This is a genomic window from uncultured Thiodictyon sp., from assembly GCF_903828115.1.
Taxonomy (GTDB): domain Bacteria; phylum Pseudomonadota; class Gammaproteobacteria; order Chromatiales; family Chromatiaceae; genus Thiodictyon.
Genome location: NZ_CAIKKU010000240.1, coordinates 1 through 20199 on the forward strand (window position 1 = coordinate 1; position 20199 = coordinate 20199).

The following is a 20199-nucleotide window of genomic DNA, read 5'->3' on the forward strand; positions in this document are numbered from 1 at the left end:
CAACGCTGTTATGCGGTTGCGGCATCGCTCCGCTGAATAGCATGAATCCTGAATTTTTTCAGCCACAATTTTTGCGCTGCAATACGGACAGGGAAACGCTCGATGAGCGTACACGAGGTGAACCTAGCTCGCGCTCGCCTGGGTGCTCGCGCAGGGTGAGACGATCGTGCCGATCTTCGGGACCAAGCGCCGGACCTATCTCGACGAAAACCTGCGCGCACTGGACGTGCAGCTCACCGTGGAGGACTTGCGACGCATCGACGACATTGCGCCGCCCGGCGTGGCAGCCGGGGCACGCTATCCGGAAACCATGCAGCGGCTCGTCAGCGATTGAGCCAGCGCGGCGTGAGCGCCGCCGATCGGACCCACCGCGCCAAGCCCTGGGTGGTGGCAGGCTACGCACTGGCCGGTTTCGCCCGGCCCCTGATCGCCTTCGCCACGAGTTGGCCGGGGGTGCTGGCACTACGCTTCGCCGACCGGGTCGGCAAGGGTCTGCGGACCTCCCCGCGCGACGCCCTGGTCGCCGCCAGCGTGGACCCTGGGATCCGCGGTCTGGCCTTCGGTCTACATCGGGCGATGGACAATGCCGGCGCGGTGATCGGGCCGCTGCTGGCGGCCCTCCTATTGGGTCTAGGCTGGGGGCTCACCGACGTCTTTCTGTGCGCCGTCGTGCCGGCGGCGATCTGCCTGGTGCTGGCTCTGATGCTGCGCGAGCCTCGGCCGGACGCGGCGCGTGAGAGATCCGGCCTGAGCTCCCCGTCTTCAGTTGGCGCCTGATCGGGCTTCCGCCGGCCTTCAAGCGCTATCTGGTTGTGCTGGCGCTGTTCACGTGGAAAAGGCCTTGGTGGCGGATCTGGCTCCGGCGGCGCTGCGCGGTACGGCCTTCGGCTGGTTCAACCTGACGGGCGGACTCCTGCTGTTGCCGGCCTCGCTCCTCTTCGGCGCGCTGTATCAAGGTGCCGGGGCACTGGCTGCCTTCGGTTTCTCCGCCGCGTGCGCCCTGGCGGCGGCATTGCTGATCCCAACCTGGGCGCTACGCGGGACCCGCTCCGCTACGCCTCGTCGCGGCGCCATCTGAGATGGTCTACCCGTCATCGCAAACGGTGGGCGTTGCGGGCTAGGCCGCGCTGCCGATTCAGCGGCAACTGCTCGTAAATCTCCCGTCCCGATCGACGGCGGGGGACGTGCGTCGACCCCGCTGCCCGGTCGGTGACGCGGGTCGCCCCCGGTGGCTCAGACCGCGAACAGTTGGACGCACCAAAAGATCAGGAAACCGCTGAATAAAATTAACGTTGCAATAGGGGTTTCGGGGACTTCGTGGGCTTCGATCAACAACTCTTCGGTGACGAGATACAGCAGCGCCGCCGCGCTGAAGGCCAGCGCACCGCCGATGGTGGCGTGCGAGGCGCCCGCGAGCAGATGATTGCCGATGACCGCGAACCCCAGCACCGTCGCACCCACCGCCCCGGACAGGGCGACGATGCGCCAGCCTTTGGTCGTGTCGGAGGTCAGCGCCAGGGCGAGGAACAGCAGTTCGACCGACAGGCCGATGGCGAGAATGGTACCGGTCTCGCCACCGGCCGCAAAGCCGGCGCCAATAATCAGACCGTCCACGGCCACGTCGATGAACGTCGCCAACAACAACCCGCGCGCACTTCCTGCTGCTGCGCCGCCCGCAAGACCCACGGCCTCTCGCTGTTCCATCCAGGTCGTCCAGATCTTCACGGCGAACATGAACAGACTGCCGAGCGCAAAAGATCCCACCAAGACCAGTGGCGGGACATGACCACGCCCGATTTCCGGAAAGATTTCCACTGCGAGGGCCGCCAGCACCACGCCCGAGGCGAAATGCTGAATCAGGCTGCGTGCCTTATGACTGGGATGCCACGATGCCGCCAGTACGCCGCCCGCGAGCGCCACCGTCGCAGGGATGGTCATGATCAATAATTCTTGAGGTGTCACAAGGTACTCGTAGTAGTTCTGCGAACGGGTCGGCGAGTATTCTATATGAATATGGCATGTCTCTGTTTATTAACGGACTCGTGGTCGGTGCGCGGTCGCTTGCCGGAGGTGTTTCGTGGACTTGGCGCTGATCCGGGCGGAGCATGCCTGGTGGTACCGCCAGTATGCCAACGAGCAGATCCCGGCCGATCGCGTGATCTGCGAGGCCGCGCAGAGACAGGCGACGGCCGAACGCCGCGGGCAGTGGGGCGACCAGGCACCTATGCCACCGTGGGTCGAAAGCGGACCTGCCCGGCGAAATCAGCCTTGGCGAGCGGCGCCGCGCGCACGCTCATCATCGTCGAGCCCGGACTGCACCTTCCGAAGGTCCTGCCGCAGGCGTTGCGCGTCCAAGGCCAAGGCCTTCTTCTCCTCGGTCAGCGCCGTTTCCCGGGCACGGGCCTCAGCCACGGCCGCCTGATGTTCAGAGAGTCGGGAAAGCCAGTGCTGCGTATCCGCGTCCCGCGCCTGCTGCTCCGCCTGGACCGTGGCCGTCAGCGTGGCAAGCTGGCCGTCGCGCCCGGACACCGAGTCCCCGCCCGCGGTTCCGGTAGAGATGCTGCGCAGCGGCCGATGGACCAGCAGTTCAGCCCGAGCAGAGAAACCGCCGGGCGAACTTTTCTTGAGCGTTACCGCACCGCCGGCGCAGGCGGTCTTTGGTGTTATGCTAGACTTCTCTACGGTTTTGTAGAAACCAGCGCGAGCAGGTGAGACGTGACCCAGATTTCCGCGAACATCTCTCCCGAAACCCGAGACCGCCTGGAACGGTACGTCCGTGCCCGGGGCATGAAGAAGGGGTTCGTGATCGAGCAGGCCCTGCTGCACCATCTACAGGCCATCGACGAGATCCCTGAGGAGGTTGTCATACCCCCGCGTCTCGTGGTCACGGCCGCGTCGGGCGAGCGGCTGCTGGAGCGGCTGGCGTCTCAGGAAGGCCCCAATCGGGCGATGCACGAACTCTTTGGCGAGGACCCCGAGCCCGCTCAAAGCGATCCCTTATGAGCGTGAGGATTCGGCGGCTGGAGCCTGGCGACGATCGCGACCGGTTCCGCAGCGGACACCCAGACCTCGACCGCTTTTTCCATCGCTTTGCGGGCCAAAACCAGTTTCGCCACCATGTCGGCGTCACCTATATCGCGGTCGAGGATGACGCGATCCTGGGCTTTGTCACCGTCTCGCCGTCCGCGATCGAAATCGACGCGCTCCCCGCTGACCGCCGTCGCCGGTTGCCGCGCTACCCATTGCCGACGCTACGCTTGGCGCGACTGGCGGTGGCCGAAACGGCGCGGGACCGCGGGGTCGGCCGGGCACTGCTGCGCTTCGCCTTGACCCTCGCCCGCCGGATGGCCGACGAGATCGGGTGTGTCGGCGTCGTCGTCGATGCGAAGCCCGCGGCACGGACCTTCTATCTTCGCTATGGCTTCGAGCCAGTATCGGTGGTCGAGGGGCTGCTGCTCGATCGGCCAGAACCGACGCCGATGTTTCTGCCGCTGTCGTCGATTCCGCGCCCGGACAACCAGTGACACTCACCGCGATTCGCTTGATCATGAATCGCTCGCCGCTGACCGCCGAACGCGTCAACCCCCTGACCCCGGAGGGCCGGCGATCCAGGACGGTGCCGGTTCGTCCTGCGTTGCCGGTGTCGGCCTGCTGTCCGGGCTTGCGAAGCGGTCATTGATCTCGGACTGCACCTTCCGAAGGTCCAGCCATCAAGGCTGGGCCTCCAAGGCCAGGGCCTTCTTCTCCTCAGTCAGCACCGTTTCCTGGGCACGGGCCTCAGCCACGGCCGCCTAATGCTCGGAGAGGCGACTGAGCCAGTGCTGGGTATCCGCGTCTCGCGCCTGCTGTTCCGCCTGGACCGCCTTGAGGCTTTCCGCCGACGCGGCGGCAACCCGCTCGGGATGATCCCGCTGGCGGAACTGGTCCTCGCCCTGCGCGCGGGACTGCGCCAAAGCCTCGGTTGTCTCCGCGAGGGCTTCGGTACGGGCGGCGAGCCTGTTGCCGGCCAGGTCCCAGGCGTCCTGGGTTTCCTGCAGCGTCGTGCCCTGGCTGTTCAGTTCGGCGGCCAGGCGCTCGATCTCGGTGCTGGCCGCGTCGCGCTGCCCAGCGAACGCCGCGACCTGGGCGTCCAGCGCCGAGACCCTGGGCCTCAAGCGCCGTCTTCGTGTCGCTCCATTGCTCGCCGGCCAGCCGGCACGCCTGATTCCAGACCTCGACCACCTGCGTGCGCAGCGCCTCGGGGACGCCGGGGATCTGAAAGCGCCGAGCGGCCTCGTCGAGCCAGTCGTCGATCCCGGCGCCGATTGCCTGCTGCGAGCCCTTGCCACCCAGTCCCTCGCGGACGGCGGCGATGGTCGGGCGCTTGCCGGCGGCGGCGAGGGTGCAGGCGGCCTCAAAGGCGCGTTGGCGGGTCGCTCCGTGGGCGCTCATGGTGATTCCGGTGGGCGGTCGAAAGCGCCAACAGCACCGACTCGACTGCGCTCGATGATCGAGCTCTCGGCCCCACGGACGGACCACGCGCCATTCCATTCCTCCCCCGGCCGATGCACCAGGCGATCTAGCCAAATGCGGGTGACTTCACCGTCTGGGTCCCGATCAAGACCCAGGACCTGCGCCACGATGGGCGCGGAACGCCCGGAGCGGCGGATGGTGACCGACCCGTCACCAATGACAACCTCGATATCGCTCATCATCACGCTCCTATGCCGCCAGTCGGTCCCGGACCTCGTGGGTCCGGCACCCCATCAGCCCCTCCAGGTCCTCGACGAACCGCCCCAGAATGGTATCCAGGTGCAGGAACTCCACGTCGTCCAACTCCGGCGTACACCAGTCGAGTCCCGCATTGATGGTGCTACGCTTGTGCGTGACCATCTGTCCCTGGTAGTCGTCGATCGACCCTCGCAAGTGCACGAACTCGGTGGTCACGGCCCGGGTCTGCTGGGGCCGCAAGACCCGCCCCTCGGCCTGGTCTCGGTCTTGGCAGTCCAGGAGCGGGTGAGGAACCACACCCGGTCGGCCTCCGGGATGTTCAGTCCCTTCTGGGCAACCCCCAGGCTCGCCAAGAGCACCGGGGCGGGGCCGAACCGGAAGCGCTCGTTCAGTGCCCGGACCCGTTCCGCGATGGGCTTGCCGCCATGGATGATGACGTGCTCGATCCCGCGCTGATCCAACGCCCGCCCGGTGACCTCCAGCAACTCCGGCCATTCCGCGTAGGCGATGACCTTGTGGTCGTCCTCTACCAGGCCCGCCAACCGGTCCACCACGTACCGCTGTTTGCTGGTAAGTCCGCCGTCGTAGACGAACGGGGACTTGTCCGAGTGGCGTTGCGGGATCGCCGCCGCGATCTGCACCGCCTGGATGCGTGCCAGCAGGGCGATCAGGTTGCGCTCGCGGGAATTGGCCTGGCCCTTCAGGTACCACTGGCGGAAGTCCTCCGCGACCCGCAGGTAATGGGCCAGGTGCGCCGGGTCCCAATCGAGGGTGGTCACGCGGTGCTCTGGTACTGGGATCTGGAAGTGCCGTGCCACATCGGGCTCCTGGGCCACGCGCCGCTTGACGTGGTGGGCCAGCGCCGCCCGGTAGGCCGACAGATTACGCAGCTTCGGCACCTCCCGCTTGGCGTCGGTGGTCATGTCGTCCTTGAACTCATTGGTCACCCACTCGAAGGTAACGAACTGCTCGCGCACCCGATCGACCCCGGGCACGCAGTCGCGGGTCGACTGCCGCAACGCCGGGTCCAGATACCAACGGTGCATCCCATACACCTGCGCGGCGGTCGCATCGCCCCCGGTGAAGGCGAGCACCGAGAAGGCATCGCGCGGGTAGTTCCCGAGCGGTGTTCCGGACAACGCATAGCGCCGCTTGGCCGCCAGCCTCCACAAGGCGGCGGTCTGGGCGGTCCCCTTGTTCCGCAACAGGTCCCCCTCGTCAGCGACCAGACACCCGATCCGGTGCCGCAGGCGGCTTGCGTAGGTCCGCCGCTGGTGGGCGCCGTGGATCGGTCCCCGCAGCCGGTGGTAGCTGATCACGTTGATCCGCCGCAGGGTGTCCAGATCCCGCGGGCTCTGGATCACCTGCCAATCCGTGGCCGGGATCGGGAGCTTGGCCAGTTCGGTGCGCAACTCCTCGATCAGGTACGCCTCGGTGCAGATCAGCCCGGCTGTACAGCCGGACAGCAGGATGAGCCCGGCCGCGAGCCGCGCCTTGCCGAGTCCGACCGCCCAGGCGGCGATGGCGCCGCGGGTCATCGATAGTTCCAGCAGGTCCTCGAACTGGTAGTCCCAGGACAGGAACCCGTCCAGGCCCAGGGCCTGCCCGCGGCGGCGCAGTTCGGCCGCCCGCTCGGGGAAGGCCGCCAAGCGCCCGGGATGGACCGTCTCCCACCGATCCTGCGCCTGTCCGGTGACGACGGCGAAGCGGCGGTTGAGTTCCTCTTCCGCCAAGGAGAAGTCGCGCCCGCCGACCCGGCACCGGTAGGACCCGGCGCCGTCGGGCGAGAAGGCCACTTCCGCCCCCGCCTTGATGACCGGCGAGCCCCAGGTAGCGGGGTCCACCAGGTGCAGGGTGCGCGCCCTGCCGACGAGCGCGCCGGCCGGGCCGTGCGCCATGTCGGCCTTGACCAGGACGGTATGGCGAAAGGGGGTGCGCTCGATGCGCAGGCGCCGCGCCCGCTTGTGCAGATACCGCCGCAACCCGCGGTCAACATCCAGGTCGGCGCCGGTAGAGCGAATCAGCGTGCACAGGGCCTCAAGGGACGCCAGCGGATCGTCTTGGGTCAGGTGTACCTCAAGGTCGAGTGCGCCCTGGCCGGTGTAGCGCAGGCCCTTGGGATAGCGGTGCCCCTCGATGCCGGTCGGGGTGAGACGCTCACCCAGGATCGCGTTACGGACCTTGGCCTCGATCAGACCGCAGGCAAAGCCCAGGGTCAGCTTGCGTCCCGAGTGGCCGAGCCGGACCTTGGTATTGCCCGTGACCGGGCGGTTGATAGTCGGTCCTTCATCGACGATCCCGGTTTCGCGCAGTCGGGGGTTCAGGTGGCGCGTAGTGCGCCACGACAGGCCCAAGTCTGGCGCCAGGGTCAGGGCGTCATCCTGGGTCTCGACGCGGACCGCGGCGCCGGGCGCCCGTGGGTCCTTGGTGAAGAACAGTACGGACACCCGCACATCGGCCCCTTGGTCGCGGAAGCACCAGGTCGGGGCGTGAAACATGGCCACCAGTCGCGGCCAGGCTCCAGGGTCCGCAAAAGGAGTCGGCGTAGGACCGGGGGAGGACCGCAGCCACCACGTCGGCCGCTGCCAGTGCTTGTTGCACGGCGTAGGCGTGCAACAGCGCCGAGGTATCCGGCCCGAAGCGCCCGTAGCTCGTGGCCGAGCCAGCAACCAGGGTCGGGGCCTCCAGGTGCAGCGAGAAGGGTGGGTTGATCAGGGCGACCCCGAAAAGGCAGGCGAGACCATGCGCCCGCGAGTGACCCCGGGCGCTGCGCCTGGCTACCGAGCGAGGCCCGGCCGCGGATAGATCTCGACACCCGGCGATGCGGCCAGGTGCTATCCTCTGCGTACCCCCAAGCCCGACCCTAAGCACGTCGCCGTCAGCAGCGAGCGAATCCACGGATTCGTCACGGCCAGTCCAGGCGAACTGGCCCGGCCTCCATCCAATAACTTAGCTAGTGCGCATGGAAACCACGGTCCACTTCGACAACATCCAACAAGAAATTGCCAGGCGCCTGAACGCTGCCACCGGAGAGATCGCGGTCGCGGTGGCCCGCTTCTCCGACAGCACCCTCTTCGATATTCTGTGCAAACAAGCCGGCCGCGGACGCGCGGTTCGCCTCGCCATGGCCTTGGAGCCGGGCGGCGTCCCGTTCGGGTGGCTGAATTTCCAGCGCCTGAGCGACATCGGCGCCGAGGTCTTTTTTCTCCCGACCGCGAGCGACGGCGAGCCGGCGATCGAGCACAATTTCTGCGTCATCGACCGCGCCTGCGTCATCGCAGGTTCGTACAACTGGACCGGGCCAACCGCGGATAACGCCGATCGCATGATCGTCGTCATCGCCAAGAGCCCGCCCGACCCCTTCGACGACGAAGACATCGGCGCCGACATCGCCGCGGACTATCTCGACGCATTCGACGGACTGCTGCGCGACCACGGACTTGGCAGTGTGTCCATTGATCCCTCCGAGGTACGCCGCCGTCTCGACATCGTCCGCAATCTGCTTGCGCTCGAAGACTGGGACGCGCTCGCTGTCCAAGTGGAGAAGTTCAAGCCCGCGCGGCTTGCGCTCGATCTCGATCCATTATTCGCCGCCCTTCGCGACCCGCGCGACGGGAGCGCCGCGGCCTGGATCGACGACTATCTGCGCGGCAGCGCCGAGCGCGCACTGGCGAGATCCGAGCGCACCGCCCTCCTGCGCCTGGAACTGCGCGCGCTGGATTACCAGATCACCGCCCTGCGCGACGAGCAGGCCGATATCGAGCGCCAAATCCACGCCTTTTCGATTCGCGCCCACCGCGAGCTCGGCGACCTGACCGCACTATATCTGCAGAGCAGCGCTGAACGGCTGCGCCGCCTGGCCGAGCGCGATCCCGCATTGCGCGCCGCGGCCGAGCGCGCCGAGGCTGACTATCGCGACTATTGCCATAGAGAACGCCCGCGCCCGCGAAACCCCGCCGCCCCACCCGCTCGATCCCGAAGGATTGAAAGATCTCAAGCGGCTCTACCGCGAGGCCAGCCAGCGCTGCCACCCCGACCGCGTCGGCGAAGAGGACCAGACCCGCGCCGCCGAGGTCTTCGTGCGGCTCCAGGCCGCCTATCGCAACAACGACCTCGATGCCGTGCGCGCCATCCATTGCGCGGTGCGCGAAGGACAGCTCTTTGTCGGTCATGGCATGGTCCTGAGCGATGCCGAGTCATTGCGGCACGCGATCGTCGTGCTGCGTCACGATCTCGACCATCTGGCCTCGGAGATTCAGGCACTACGCGCTAGCGAGACCTATCGCACGCTGAAGGACCTCGCCGATTGGGACGCCTATTTCGACGAGCAGCGATTGACACTCGACGATGCCGTGCTGCGGCTTGAAGATGATCGCGCGGCGCGGAATTTTCGAGCTAAGCTCAGGCTGGCCCAGCATTGCAGCGATCCGCGTTACCGCCTGACACCGAACTGCTTGATTGCAGGCTCCCTGCTCTCGAAAAGCGTGTTGTTTCTAAAAAAAAAACTTAAACGACTGAGCAAGCCACCTTCTGAATGCCTGATCGCTTGATCTTGCCAAACAGTAAGTCTAATTTCTAACCACCTGGACAGGAGGCGATATTTCTTGAGCGCCTCGCCCGGTGACAACGAGCTTCATAATAAATGCTTCGCGGTCCGCCGATCCATTGACCCCGGATGCAATCGCGAGAATCCGGTCAGTGACGGGGATACATGCAGTGCCGCGGACTGAGGCAGGAAGCTTCGCCGCCGGCACAGGTCTGTCGTTATCGATTGCCATCTCTCGATTAGGCCCCTCCCCAGCCCGCACAACGCTTGCGCGATCCGTTACCAGCAATCACCCATCCCTTCGACAAACGCCAGCCGATGATTCTGTATCTGACGCCGCACGACTTCTTCCGAAACCCCCAGCTTCGCTGCCCAATCGTCCATCTCGTCCGCACTCGCCCAGGTTCCGACGATACGCCCACGCAGCCAGTCGGCGGGTGCCAGAAACTCGGCGGCAAAGGCGCGGTTGCGCTGTTGCCGATCGGTCCTCGCGGCAGTCGTGAGCGCGGACGGGGTATCGGGTACAGTGAGGTACTCGAATAGCCCGCGGCAGAAGGCGAAGCGCACCTGCTGATCCCACGACTTGGTAGTCAGAAAGGCCGGCCCCTCGTCGTCGGCGCACTCGACCAGACCGTCCAGCCACCGCCTTGCGCCGGGCTCGCCAAAGCGGGTATAACCAAGGCTCGGTATCTTGAGCGCCGCGGTCAGCTCAGCATCGTTGCCGAGCGGCTCGGCAGCGAGACCGAGTCTTTGGCGCAGTGTCCGCGCAACCCGATAACCTTGGTCCCAAGGGGCGCGTTTGGGATGGATCTTTTCAGTCTCCGCTCGCAGTTCGACCAGGGACTCGAATTGGCCGGCGGTACCCATTGCCAGCGCCCTCGCTTCATTCACCAGCGTCGCCTGCTCCTCGATCGTGCGCGCATCGGCGATATTGAAGAATTCCTCTTGCCAATGGGCAGGCAAGCGGTTCGCAGCCGTGACGATAGCCTGCGACAGCGGCTGCTCGATGGCATAGGGGTCTTGTCCCAGTCGTGCGGCGGCAATGCAGAAGGCAGCTTCGTCTTCGTCGGCCGACTGGATTGCCTGCCATTCCCGATGCAAATAGGTCTCCGCAACGCCCTGCTGGTCGAGTCGCGCCAGAACGGTTTCGATCAGATCGGCAAAGCTTTGACGAACGCCCTCAAGCTCTAAATTGCAGGTCCCGGCCCCGGTAAAGCCGATGCGGGCATCCGGCAGATCGAAGGCGCGCCACTTGAGCGACGTGCGTTCGCCGCTCGGCTCGATCGACAAATCCGGTAGGGCGAAGCCCTCGCGCCCGAACCGCAGGTTATGCCGCCGCTCGTAATCTTCCCGACCCGGCGTCGGGACCTCGTAGAGTAACAGCCACCAATGCGTCGCCAGCCATTCCGCCAGCGGATAAAGCGGAATCAGGACATGGTCGCGCAATGCGCGCGAGCGATAGTCGTTGACGCTGGTCACGGTCGCGTCCCCGACACGGATAGCGAGCCGCGCCCAGGTGGCTGCCAGCTCGTCGCCGCGGCTGCCGCTCACGCTTTCCCAATCGAGTTCGAAACGCAAGTCAGTCATAGAAGGTTGCGACCGACATAACGGGCCACGGCGGCCAGCCGCGCGAGGATCTGCGGATCGACGTCGGTCAGGAAGGTGCGGCTCGGAGGACGACGGCGCTGGGTGGCTCGCATTGGGACGGATCGAAATCGGCCTGAATATCGCAATCATACCCATGATACGCCAGCAAAGTCCCGATGGATTTTCCCTGCGCCATACAAGCCTGCGCCGCAGGTCCCCCAGCGCTTATTATGGGTCCCGCACCGTCTGCGCCTGAGTCCGGAAAGCCAGGCCAGTGGACCCCGCCTCATTTGCCGGCTGCCGGTGACGAAGCGCTGGTCTGGTTGGTGCTCGGGGCGGTCCGGCCCATGCTCTTTCGTGGGAAACAGGGCGCCATGATCCGGCTGCAAGTGCAGGTGCCAAGATTTGGCACCCATGGACCCGTTCGAGACGGCGATTACCCAGGGCAACTGCGGCCCGGGGCGACGGCCTGTGGCAAGCTGGGCGCGGGAAACCAACGTCACCGCGAGTGGCGCTGTGACGCCGCCGAAACTGCCCCGTGTTTGGTGTAGTCAAGTGAAAAGGAGTTGCGAACCAATGCTTCGCCCCCGTCAAATCCTCGAAACCTTCGGCCACAACCACCCTGGGTCCTGGCGCGCCCTGGAAGACTTACGTCAACGCCGTGTCGGCGCGTGGCCCGCCTATGTCTATGCGCCGCTCGACGTGGCCGGAGTGGCGCTGGCGACCGCGCACCGCGCCGCGGGAAGGGCGCTGCCGTCCCATGCGGCTCGACTGGCGAGCGGATCGCTGCGAGGACATCCTGACCCTGGGCCTGGACACCGATGTGCAACTTGCCATCGGGCATGTCCCGTTGGTCGGGACCTTGGAAGAAGGACTTGCTCAGGTCGAGGCGCAGTGGCGGGACGGGATCACTGTCGGCGTCGCGGGCGGTGGAATTCCGGACGGGTTTGCCGCCGCGGCGCAGTCGGTCTATGGGAGACTCTTGTCCCTGCTGCTGTACCTGTGCGCGGAGGACGCCGATTACGAACGCCCACCCTGGCCAGTCACGAAGCGAACCAAGAAGGGCCTTCGCCTGACGGTGCGACCGGTGCGGGACCACTAAGCGCGATCCATGAACTACACCGACGAACAACTGCGCGCCATCGAGCACACCGGCGGCCACAGCCTCACCTACGCCGTGGCCGGCTCGGGCAAGACCCACATGCTGGTCGGCCGGGTCCTGTTCCTGCTGGAGCAGGGGGTCCCGGCGGAACGCATCCGCGTGCTCGCCTTCAACCGCGAAGCGGCGAAGGAGTTTCAGACCCGGCTGGCGGGGGCGCTGCCGACCCACCGTGCCGCGCCCAAGGTGTCCACCTTCCACAGCCTGGGGCTGTCGCTGACCGCGCTGTTCGAGAAGCATGAACTACTGCCCCGCCGCCGCCTGGAGGCGAGCGAGGCCGTGGAGAAGAGGCTCGCCCGTGAGGCCGCCCTGGCGGCGCTGAAAGAGGAGGGTAGCGACGAGTACCCGAGCCAGGATGCATTCGAGGCGTTTCGCGCCTTCATCGGGTTGGTCAAGTCGGACCTGCTGTCCGCCGCGGACGCCTTCCGGACCTTTGGCCTGCTGCCGTCCTGCGCCTACTTCGTGCGGGCCTTCGCCCTCTTCGAGCAGGCGCGCGAGCGCGCGGGCCTGCGGTTCTTCGCCGACCTGCTGTCAGAGCCGGTGGCGGTGATGCGCGCCAACCCCAAAGCGCTCGGGATGGTCACCAACAAGCTGGACCTGGTGGTGGTCGACGAGTTCCAGGATGTCAGTCGCGTCCAGGTTGAACTGCTGATCCAACTGGTGGGCACCCGGGCGCACCTGAACGCGGTCGGCGATGATTCACAGTGCATCTACGCCTGGCGCGGTGCGCGACCCGAGATCATGGGGGAGGAGTTCGCGCAGCACTTCCCCGGGGCGACCCGTTACACCCTGTCCCGGACCTTCCGTTTCGGCCACCGGGTGTCGCTGGCCGCGGCCCAGTTGATCGGCCACAACCGCAACCGCATGGATACCCTGTGCGTCTCGGCGCCGGCCACGCCGGACACCGGCATCGAGGTGCTCCGTGCCACCTCGGCCGGGGATCAGGCGGCGATCGTGGCGGCCATCGACGGCTGGCGGCGCGCCGGGCGGTCGCTGCGCGAGGTCGCGGTCCTCGCCCGCCTCTGGGCCCAGACGCTGAGCCTGGAACTGGCCTTGCTGGAGCGCGACATCCCCTACGTCAAGGCGAAGGACGACCTCTTCCGGGTCCCGGAGATCGCCGGGCTCTTGGGCTACCTGCGCCTCGCCGCCGGCACCCTCTTCGCCGAGCCGCGGGTGCGCGAGATCGTCCGGTATATGCTCTCAACCCCGACCCTGTGGCTGACGGCGGCCACCCTGGATGCGTTGGCGGATGGGATTCTGCGGGCACCCGCGCAGGCCCCGGCCCTGCTCATGGAGACCGCCCGCCAGGCCAAGAAGCCCTACCACGAAACGCGGATCAGCGACCGTGCGCAGGTATGGCACGAGGCCCTCGGATGGGCCGACCTGCCGGCCGCCGATGCGCTGCGGTTCTATGCCAGCACCACCGACCTGGTGAGCGCGTTCGCCACCGCGGCGACCAGTGAGGCCGCGGCCGAAAAAGAGTTGGCCTATCAGACGCTGCTGGACTGGGCGGTGCGCACCCGCACCACGGTCGGTGAGTTCGTCGCCCGCATGGATGCGCTGCGGCGGGCGCGGGAGCGCTATGAGGCCGGCGGCGACGCCGTGCTCTTGTCGTCGATTCACCAGGTGAAGGGGCGCGAGTTCCCCATGGTTATCGTCACCGGGCTGGAAGACGGGCTGTTCCCGTCGCGGCGAGCCGGTGCCGAGCCAATGCCTGAGGAAGAACGGCGGCTCGCCTATGTGGCAATGACCCGCGTCCAGGAACAACTCCTGCTGGTGGTGCCGCCGGATGCGCGCTTCGATGCGGTGTGGCTCGGCATCCCCACCCGGGGTCCCGGTCGGGCGAGGAGCGCCGCCAGCCCCTTCGCCTTCGAGGCCAATCTGCGCACCAGCACGGCACTCGGGGAGGCGATTACCCATCGGTTGTCCGGCGCCGACCGCGGGGCGTCCTTGCCGGAGGCGTCGCTTCAGGCAGCGCCGGTGCTCAACCGGTATCTGGGGGAAGTGGGGCTTGAGGAACGTTACCAAGCGTCGGTGGAGCCACCGACCGCGCCGGTGCCCCCCGGCGGCTGGGGCATCAACGACCGGGTACGACATCCTTTTTTCGGCGATGGCCTGGTAGTCGGCGTTCGCGACAAGGACATCCTGGACATCAACTTCGGCGGGACCCATCGCTACATCAAGTCGGGCGTTGTGGCTATGGAGCGGGTGTGAACGGGTTTGAACCGTGCGGGCGATTCGGTCCTGCCATCGGCCGTCTGCCGAGCGCGGTCGTCTATGCGCTCTTCCGGGCGACGATTGGCTGTCCACTGCGGACCTGTCCATCACGGCCGCACTGGAGGCCGCCGCGCCGAACACCCGGATCGCCTGGGCCTGCGACTGGGCGGTCTTCCGGACTTGGGCACTGGGTCGGGCCATGACTTGGTATCCGGACGAGCGGGACCGCATCCATCTCCCGACCCGGCCGGAACTGCTAGTGCGGTTCGTGACCGACATGCTGGGTGGCTATGACGGGGAACCGGCCCGCGTCCGGGCGACGCTGCTGCGCTACCTGAGCACGCTGGATCCCCTCCTGGATGCGCCCGATCCGACCAAGACACCGATGGTGCGCAACACCGTCAAGGTGAAGACGCGCGGCAGCGGCGGCCAGGACCAGGCGGCACCGTTTCGTTGGACCGATGTTCTGGATGCCTTGGCGGTGCTGACCCGCGACCCCGGGGACCTGAAGGGTCTGCGGGATGCCGCCTTGCTGGCGGTCGGCCACACACCATGGCGCGCCGTGCCATCCTCAACCCCAAAGGCGGGTGCGGGAAAACCACCCTGGTCGCCCATCTGGCCCGGGCGCTGCACCTCAAGAGGCAGACGGTCCTGCTCGCCGATGCCGACGCGCAAGGCAGCGCCCGGGATTGGCACAACGCGGGGGACGGGAAGGCTGACTTTCCCGTGATCGACCTCGACCGGCCGACGCTCGATCGGGATCTGGCCTCCCTGGGCGCACCCTATCAATGGGTCTTCATCGACGGCGCCGCCAAGCTGGAGAAGATGATCGCGGCGGCCGTCAAGGCGGCGGACCTGGTGCTCATCCCGATTGAGCCCTCGCCTTTAGATATCTGGGCCTGCGACCCGCTGGTCGAGATGATCCAGGCGCGACAGACCGTCACGGACGGTGCCCCCGCGGCGGCCTTCGTAGTCACCCGGGCCAAGAAGGGCACCCTCCTGGCGCGGGAGGTCGCGGATGCGATCAAGACCTACGGGTTCCCGATCCAGCGAGGGTCCATCTACGATCGCACGATCTTTGCCCGGTCCACGGCCGACGAGCCCGCAGGACCGGGCGCGTGGGAAATCCACCACTTGCTCAAGCACATCCAGGATGCGTTCGATGTCTGAACCGCGTTTGAAGGTCAAGCCTCGCATGGAACAATCCGGGGCGAGTAGCGGCACATCGTCAGACCTCGCGCCGCTAACCGCGCTGGCAGCGGCGGAACCCACCGCGCGGCTTAATTGTTCAGATTCCGGCGAAAATGCGCCAGCAACTGAAGATTCGGGCGATCCAAGAGGGCCGCACGGTTCAGGACCTGGTGAAACAAGTCCTCCAACAGTATCTGGCATCAACCAACGAGCCGCTCGGGTAGAGACCGGACATTGCGACCTCCATGATACTGGCTGTTGCGCGGAGGGAGGCGTCCCAGGATACCGCCCGTGGCGGCGACCAAATGCCTGTGGCTTCCCGTACTCAAGCGGGCGGGACTGAGCACCGCATCCGACCCGCGTGGGTCGCCGCTCGGACACCTTCAGGCCGGGCTGGTATCATTTTCAGAAGTCGTCTGCACTACCTACTATAATGTGAGGGATGCTGGCCTTAGCTCATGGCGGTTTGCGTCATAAATATGTTATTTAACAAAATGATAGCCTTCGCGGGGCCGGTTGGGCGATCAAGAACGGTTCTGTCTCCATGTTCGGACCCGATATCGGTGCAGGGGAGTTCAGAGCAAAGAGGCGGATGATGCAGGCGACTTTTGATCAGCGCGAGTCAGAAATCCCCCTGTACAACCCCGCCGAGCCCAGCAAACGATCCACCAGAAGACTTCGGGCAAGGGGTACAATCACGCGTAGATTTCCGCAGCGGGGTGCCTAGCTAAAGATGGCGAACAGATCGCGCGGGGGAGGGGACGGCGGAGGGTGCGCACGATTACTGCTTGCGTTGCTGCTCTGCACGCTCGCCGGTTCGCTCCAGGCCCTGATTGGAGGGCAGCCGGATTCGGTGGAGCGCTACGGTTTCGTGGTGTCTCTGAAGAGTGCCCCGGGCCAGCGGTGCACGGCGACCAAGATCGGACCGCGGATCTTCCTCACTGCCGCCCATTGCGTCGTCGATATCCCGGCCGGTACTCTGGGCCGTCCCTGGCAGCCTGGGGGTAAGATTCTAGTAAGCAATCGGGCAGAGCCCAGTGGGGACTCCGATTATCAGACCCTGAATGTTACCGGGACGCGGCTCTTGGAGTCCTTTGCATCAGCCTTGAGTCGTCTGCATGCCTATCAGAATGCTCGCATCGCCGAGTACCGGGGGCGTTATTCGGGGGAGGATCTCGCCCGGCGCATTCGGCGGCTGTATATGGAGTCGCACATCACTGCGCGCTTTCCGGACTTGGCCATCGTCCTGGTGGACGATGAAACTCCATCGATCCCAGTGGCCTGCGTGGACCTAAGGCGTCTGGTGCGCGAGGCGGACGTGATCTTGGTGGGTTATGGATGTGAGCGGGTGGCAGAGGCGCGACGGGAGTCTGCTCCCGTCCGTCGGACTTGGGGCCGGAGCCGAGTGATCCGAGTGGATGCGGTAAACTTCTACACGTTCGCTGGCGATCTTCGCCCCGGTAGCCCGGCGATTTGTCCGGGGGACTCCGGCGGCCCCGTGCTCAGGGACGGCAAAGTGGTAGGGGTCCACGGGACGGTCTACGGACTTGGTGCTCGCGATTCCGCTCGCTCTAATATGTCGGTCAATCTGCACCCGCTCGCTGGGTGGGATGCCTGGCCTCAAGCCGCAGCAACTGGGGGCAAGTCGGCACAGCCGTAGTTCGCGGCGCCAATTGTCCTAGGGAGACGCTAAATTAATTCGGGGTGCGCCAGGGCATTTCTAATGAAATCAAGGAAATACGTGGCTGCTGTCGCAAGAATTCACGATTAATCAACGTTTTCCGAGCGAAATCGTCAGAATTGACTGATATGCCATGCGACGTGGCGTCGACATGACTGGCCGGTTTGTGTACTCCACTTTGGTGAACATTGCCCAGCCTAGTTGCCGCCTCGGGCATCGTCGTTGTCTTGCACCAGGGGACTGCGGCAATTACGATTTGCGACGGTTCCGCGCGGACACGCCGAACAGCAATCTCCGCAGATTCCCCATGACGATCACAGAAGGAGAAATACCCAATGGCCACCCAACTGATGTTCTATGCATCCGCCGTTCCGCTCTCCAGTCAGCGCCACATCGGGCTGTCGGTGAAGGTCGGTGGTGACTTCGGGTTTGCCCGCAAGGCCAACTCCGTGCCACTGACCGCGGTTGAGATACCCCGAGCGGCGGCTGATTATGTCGTGGTGTTCGCCGGTCAAGGCGATGGGATCATGCCAGTGGTCATCCTTGGCATCGAGCCCGAGCATAACCTTTTTATCAAGGAAAACGGCGCCTGGGACGGCGTCTATGTGCCCGCTTTCGTCCGCCGCTACCCCTTCGTCTTCGCTGGCAGTGCGGATGCCAAGACCTTTACCCTGTGTATCGACGAATCCTTCAGCGGTTGTAACCGCGATGGTCGCGGCGAGCAACTGTTCGACACCGACGGTGAGCGTACCCAGTATCTGGACACGGTGTTGAATTTCGTCAAGGACTACCAGGTCCAGCACCAGCGCACCAGCGCCTTGTGTAAGCATCTGTCGGATTTGGGACTGCTGGAGCCGATGCAGGCCCAGTTCACCTTACCGGGAGGCGCACGGCGGGGCCTGACCGGTTTCATGGCAGTGAACCGCACCAAGCTGAAGGCGCTGGATCGGGAGACGCTAACCAATTTGGTGGTCAGCGACGAATTGGAGCTGATCTATTTGCACCTGCAGTCCCTGCAGAACTTCAATCGAATGCTCCAGCGCATCGGCGCGGAGCCATCTACGGTGCCAGCGGCGGAGGGCGACGAACCGGCTGCGCACGAGGAGGGCGACGGCGCGCCGGTCACCCACTGAGTGACAAGCGGTCGAGGAGGAACAGGGTGGTCTGTGGGTCCGGTCGTCGGTTGACCGACCCGCCACAATGGATCGCAACGAGCGACGGCGAGGGACAATGAGCACGGCGGCATCGCAGGAAACTCTTCCGACAGCCAATTCCGAGCAGCGTCCCGCCGAGTTCGGCACGGTGTGGCGCACCTTTGCGAGTGCCCCGAGTCTGGACGCCTTCTATCAGGCTTGGTTGACGTTGCTGTGCGAGCGTATCGAGGGCGCTCTGGGCGGGATCCTGTTACTGGCCGCCCTGCCATCCGGCCCCTTCACTCCGGCTGCGGTCTGGCCGGACCGCCGCCGAGACTTGACGCACCTTACCTCGGCGGCGGAACAGGCCTTACGTGAGCGCCGCGGGACCGTACATGAGCATTCCACCTGCGATCAAGGGCGGTGCTTCGACTTGGGTTACCCGGTGGAGGCTGGCGGCCGGTTGCGGGGTGTGGTGGTGGTGGAGGTGGGAGAGCGTGACCCGGCCCATCTGCAGGCGGATCTCCGCGATATTCACTGGGGCATGGCCGCCTTGGAGGTCATGTTCCACCGCCATGACGCGGACCGAGCCGATGCGGCCAAGGACCGGGTTTTCACCGTGCTCGACTTGGTGGCGGTGGTGGTAGAGGAAGAGCGCTTCCAGGCCGCCTGCACCGCCCTGGTTTCGGAACTGGCGACCCGGCTCGATTGCGACCGGGTGAGCCTGGGGTTGCGCCATGGCCAGGGCTTGCGTGTCCATGCCATCTCCCACAACGCGACCTTCGGTCGCGAGATGAACCTGGTCCGGCTGCTGGAGGCGGCCATGGCGGAGGCCGTGGACCAAGAGACCTTGGTGCGTTACCCCCAGGACCCGGCTGCACCCCTGGTCACCGCTGCCCATGCGGATCTGGCAAGCCAGCAGGGCGGGGCGGTCCTGTGCACCATCCCGATCGCCGTCAAAGGACGTTTCGAGGGGGCGTTGACCCTGGAGCGGCCCCACGGGCGTGCCCTAGACGGGGCCGAGGCGGACCTATGCGAGACCTTGGGTGGTCTGGCTTTCCCCGTCCTGCTGGCCAAACGTGAGGATGAGCGGTGGCTGCTCGGCAAAGCCTGGCTGGCGTTACGGGCCCAGGTCGTCAAGCTGTTTGGCCCCGCTCACCTCCTGCGCAAGCTAATCGTCCTGGCACTGACCGCGGGCGTGGTCTTCTTCAGCCTGGCCACCGGCAGCTTCCGGATCGTCGCGAAGGGCACCTTAGAGGGCGGTCGTCTACGTGCCATCGTCGCCCCCTTCAATGGCTATCTCGCCGATGCCCGTTACCACGCCGGTGAGCAGGTGGATGCGGGAGCGGTGCTCGCCATCCTCGACGACCGCGACCTCAACCTGGAGAGCATCAAGCTCAGCACTCAGCGTGCTCAATACCAACGGGAGCGCCGTGAGGCCGCAGCCGGTCATGATCGGGCTAAGGTGCGTATCCTCTCTGCCCAGCTCGAGCAGGCGGAGGCGCAATTGGCGCTGATCCGGGAGCAACTGGCGCGGACCCGCCTGACCGCCCCCTATGATGGCATTCTGGTCTCCGGCGACTTGTCTCAGTCCTTGGGCAGCCCGGTGCAGCGTGGGGATCAACTGTTTGCGATCGCCCCGGTCGGCAGCTTCCGTCTGATCCTGAACGTGGACGAACGCGATATCGGCTTCCTGACCGAAGGGGGGAAGGGGACCTTGATCCTGGGCGCCCTGCCGCAGACCGCCATCCCCTTCCGCGTCAGTCTGGTCACCCCAGTGACCACCCCAGCGGCTGGACGCAACACCTTCAAGGTCGAGGGGGAACTCTTGGAGCAGCCAGCAGGACTGCGTCCGGGCATGGAAGGCATCGGCAAGCTGGAGGCGGGACGACGCAAGCTCATCTGGATTTGGACCCGGACCTTCCTGCACTGGCTGCGGGTCAAGACCTGGGCCTGGCTGCCCTGAGGGCGCGCG

The 20199-nt window shown here is 65.8% G+C and carries 20 protein-coding genes and 3 pseudogenes; 14 read left to right on the forward strand and 9 right to left on the reverse strand.

Going from position 1 to position 20199, the window contains the following annotated elements:
• Positions 1–139: 139 nt before the first annotated feature.
• The 3 genes and pseudogenes from QZY48_RS08925 to QZY48_RS08935 all read left to right on the forward strand — a co-directional run.
• Positions 140–334, forward strand: a pseudogene (locus tag QZY48_RS08925) (hypothetical protein); the annotation flags it as partial.
• An 11-nt stretch (positions 335–345) separates the two neighbouring features.
• The gene (locus tag QZY48_RS08930) at positions 346–777 is read left to right on the forward strand and encodes an MFS transporter (protein ID WP_295430260.1); all 432 of its coding nucleotides are present in this window, start codon (positions 346–348) and stop codon (positions 775–777) included.
• Positions 778–829: 52 nt separating this feature from the next.
• Positions 830–1078, forward strand: a complete 249-nt coding sequence (locus QZY48_RS08935) for a hypothetical protein (RefSeq protein WP_295430262.1) — start codon at positions 830–832, stop codon at positions 1076–1078.
• Positions 1079–1233: 155 nt separating this feature from the next.
• Here QZY48_RS08935 and QZY48_RS08940 read toward each other — a convergent pair whose 3' ends face one another.
• Positions 1234–1938, reverse strand: a complete 705-nt coding sequence (locus QZY48_RS08940) for a hypothetical protein (protein ID WP_295430264.1) — start codon at positions 1936–1938, stop codon at positions 1234–1236.
• 324 nt (positions 1939–2262) lie between these two features.
• Positions 2263–2529, reverse strand: coding sequence for a hypothetical protein (locus QZY48_RS08945; protein WP_295430266.1), 267 nt, complete (start codon positions 2527–2529; stop codon positions 2263–2265).
• A 186-nt stretch (positions 2530–2715) separates the two neighbouring features.
• Here QZY48_RS08945 and QZY48_RS08950 point away from each other — a divergent pair, with 186 nt between their 5' ends.
• Positions 2716–3003 (forward strand): hypothetical protein, encoded by a 288-nt coding sequence (locus QZY48_RS08950; protein WP_295430268.1) that lies wholly within the window; start codon positions 2716–2718, stop codon positions 3001–3003.
• Complete coding sequence (locus tag QZY48_RS08955) at positions 3000–3524, forward strand: GNAT family N-acetyltransferase (protein WP_295430270.1); 525 nt, start codon at positions 3000–3002, stop codon at positions 3522–3524. The genes QZY48_RS08950 and QZY48_RS08955 overlap by 4 nt, the downstream gene beginning before the upstream one ends.
• Before the next feature lie 267 nt (positions 3525–3791).
• Here QZY48_RS08955 and QZY48_RS08960 read toward each other — a convergent pair whose 3' ends face one another.
• From QZY48_RS08960 to QZY48_RS08980, 5 genes and pseudogenes are all read right to left on the reverse strand, one after another.
• Positions 3792–4154, reverse strand: coding sequence for a hypothetical protein (locus tag QZY48_RS08960; protein ID WP_295430302.1), 363 nt, complete (start codon positions 4152–4154; stop codon positions 3792–3794).
• A gap of 46 nt (positions 4155–4200) precedes the next feature.
• Positions 4201–4530 (reverse strand): annotated as a pseudogene (locus QZY48_RS08965) (DNA-binding protein); the annotation flags it as partial.
• On the reverse strand, positions 4428–4691 hold the full coding sequence (locus QZY48_RS08970; protein ID WP_295430272.1) for a hypothetical protein: 264 nt from the start codon (positions 4689–4691) through the stop codon (positions 4428–4430). The pseudogene QZY48_RS08965 and the gene QZY48_RS08970, both read right to left, overlap by 103 nt.
• 10 nt (positions 4692–4701) lie before the next feature.
• On the reverse strand, positions 4702–4926 hold the full coding sequence (locus tag QZY48_RS08975) for a hypothetical protein (RefSeq protein WP_295430274.1): 225 nt from the start codon (positions 4924–4926) through the stop codon (positions 4702–4704).
• A complete protein-coding gene (locus tag QZY48_RS08980; RefSeq protein WP_295430299.1) occupies positions 4923–7208 on the reverse strand; it encodes an SNF2-related protein in 2286 nt (761 codons plus the stop codon). The genes QZY48_RS08975 and QZY48_RS08980 overlap by 4 nt, the downstream gene beginning before the upstream one ends.
• Before the next feature lie 464 nt (positions 7209–7672).
• Here QZY48_RS08980 and QZY48_RS34690 point away from each other — a divergent pair.
• Positions 7673–7996: pseudogene (locus QZY48_RS34690) on the forward strand (hypothetical protein); the annotation flags it as partial.
• A 297-nt stretch (positions 7997–8293) separates the two neighbouring features.
• On the opposite strand, the gene QZY48_RS08990 reads toward QZY48_RS34690, so the two are convergent.
• Positions 8294–8506, reverse strand: a complete 213-nt coding sequence (locus tag QZY48_RS08990) for a hypothetical protein (RefSeq protein WP_295430278.1) — start codon at positions 8504–8506, stop codon at positions 8294–8296.
• A 187-nt stretch (positions 8507–8693) separates the two neighbouring features.
• On the opposite strand from QZY48_RS08990, the gene QZY48_RS08995 reads away from it, so the two are divergent.
• Complete coding sequence (locus QZY48_RS08995; protein WP_295430280.1) at positions 8694–9260, forward strand: J domain-containing protein; 567 nt, start codon at positions 8694–8696, stop codon at positions 9258–9260.
• A gap of 275 nt (positions 9261–9535) precedes the next feature.
• Here QZY48_RS08995 and QZY48_RS09000 read toward each other — a convergent pair whose 3' ends face one another.
• Positions 9536–10834, reverse strand: coding sequence for a hypothetical protein (locus tag QZY48_RS09000; RefSeq protein WP_295430282.1), 1299 nt, complete (start codon positions 10832–10834; stop codon positions 9536–9538).
• Positions 10835–11603: 769 nt separating this feature from the next.
• Here QZY48_RS09000 and QZY48_RS09005 point away from each other — a divergent pair.
• The 7 genes from QZY48_RS09005 (at position 11604) to QZY48_RS09030 (ending at position 20190) form a co-directional block, all read left to right on the forward strand.
• Entirely contained in the window at positions 11604–11945 is a 342-nt protein-coding gene (locus QZY48_RS09005) for a hypothetical protein (RefSeq protein WP_295430283.1), read from the forward strand.
• 9 nt (positions 11946–11954) lie between these two features.
• Positions 11955–14216 carry an ATP-dependent helicase gene (locus tag QZY48_RS09010; RefSeq protein WP_295430285.1) on the forward strand — a complete coding sequence of 754 codons (2262 nt, stop codon included), beginning with the start codon at positions 11955–11957 and terminating at the stop codon, positions 14214–14216.
• A 13-nt stretch (positions 14217–14229) separates the two neighbouring features.
• Positions 14230–14949 carry a hypothetical protein gene (locus tag QZY48_RS09015; protein WP_295430304.1) on the forward strand — a complete coding sequence of 240 codons (720 nt, stop codon included), beginning with the start codon at positions 14230–14232 and terminating at the stop codon, positions 14947–14949.
• Entirely contained in the window at positions 14835–15389 is a 555-nt protein-coding gene (locus tag QZY48_RS09020; RefSeq protein WP_295430300.1) for a peptide transporter, read from the forward strand. The genes QZY48_RS09015 and QZY48_RS09020 overlap by 115 nt, the downstream gene beginning before the upstream one ends.
• A gap of 754 nt (positions 15390–16143) precedes the next feature.
• Positions 16144–17070, forward strand: coding sequence for a trypsin-like serine protease (locus QZY48_RS34695; protein WP_366929658.1), 927 nt, complete (start codon positions 16144–16146; stop codon positions 17068–17070).
• Between the two features lie 356 nt (positions 17071–17426).
• Positions 17427–18224, forward strand: a complete 798-nt coding sequence (locus QZY48_RS09025) for a SapC family protein (protein WP_295430287.1) — start codon at positions 17427–17429, stop codon at positions 18222–18224.
• A 97-nt stretch (positions 18225–18321) separates the two neighbouring features.
• The gene (locus QZY48_RS09030; RefSeq protein ID WP_295430289.1) at positions 18322–20190 is read left to right on the forward strand and encodes an HlyD family efflux transporter periplasmic adaptor subunit; all 1869 of its coding nucleotides are present in this window, start codon (positions 18322–18324) and stop codon (positions 20188–20190) included.
• The last annotated feature ends 9 nt before the right edge of the window (positions 20191–20199 follow it).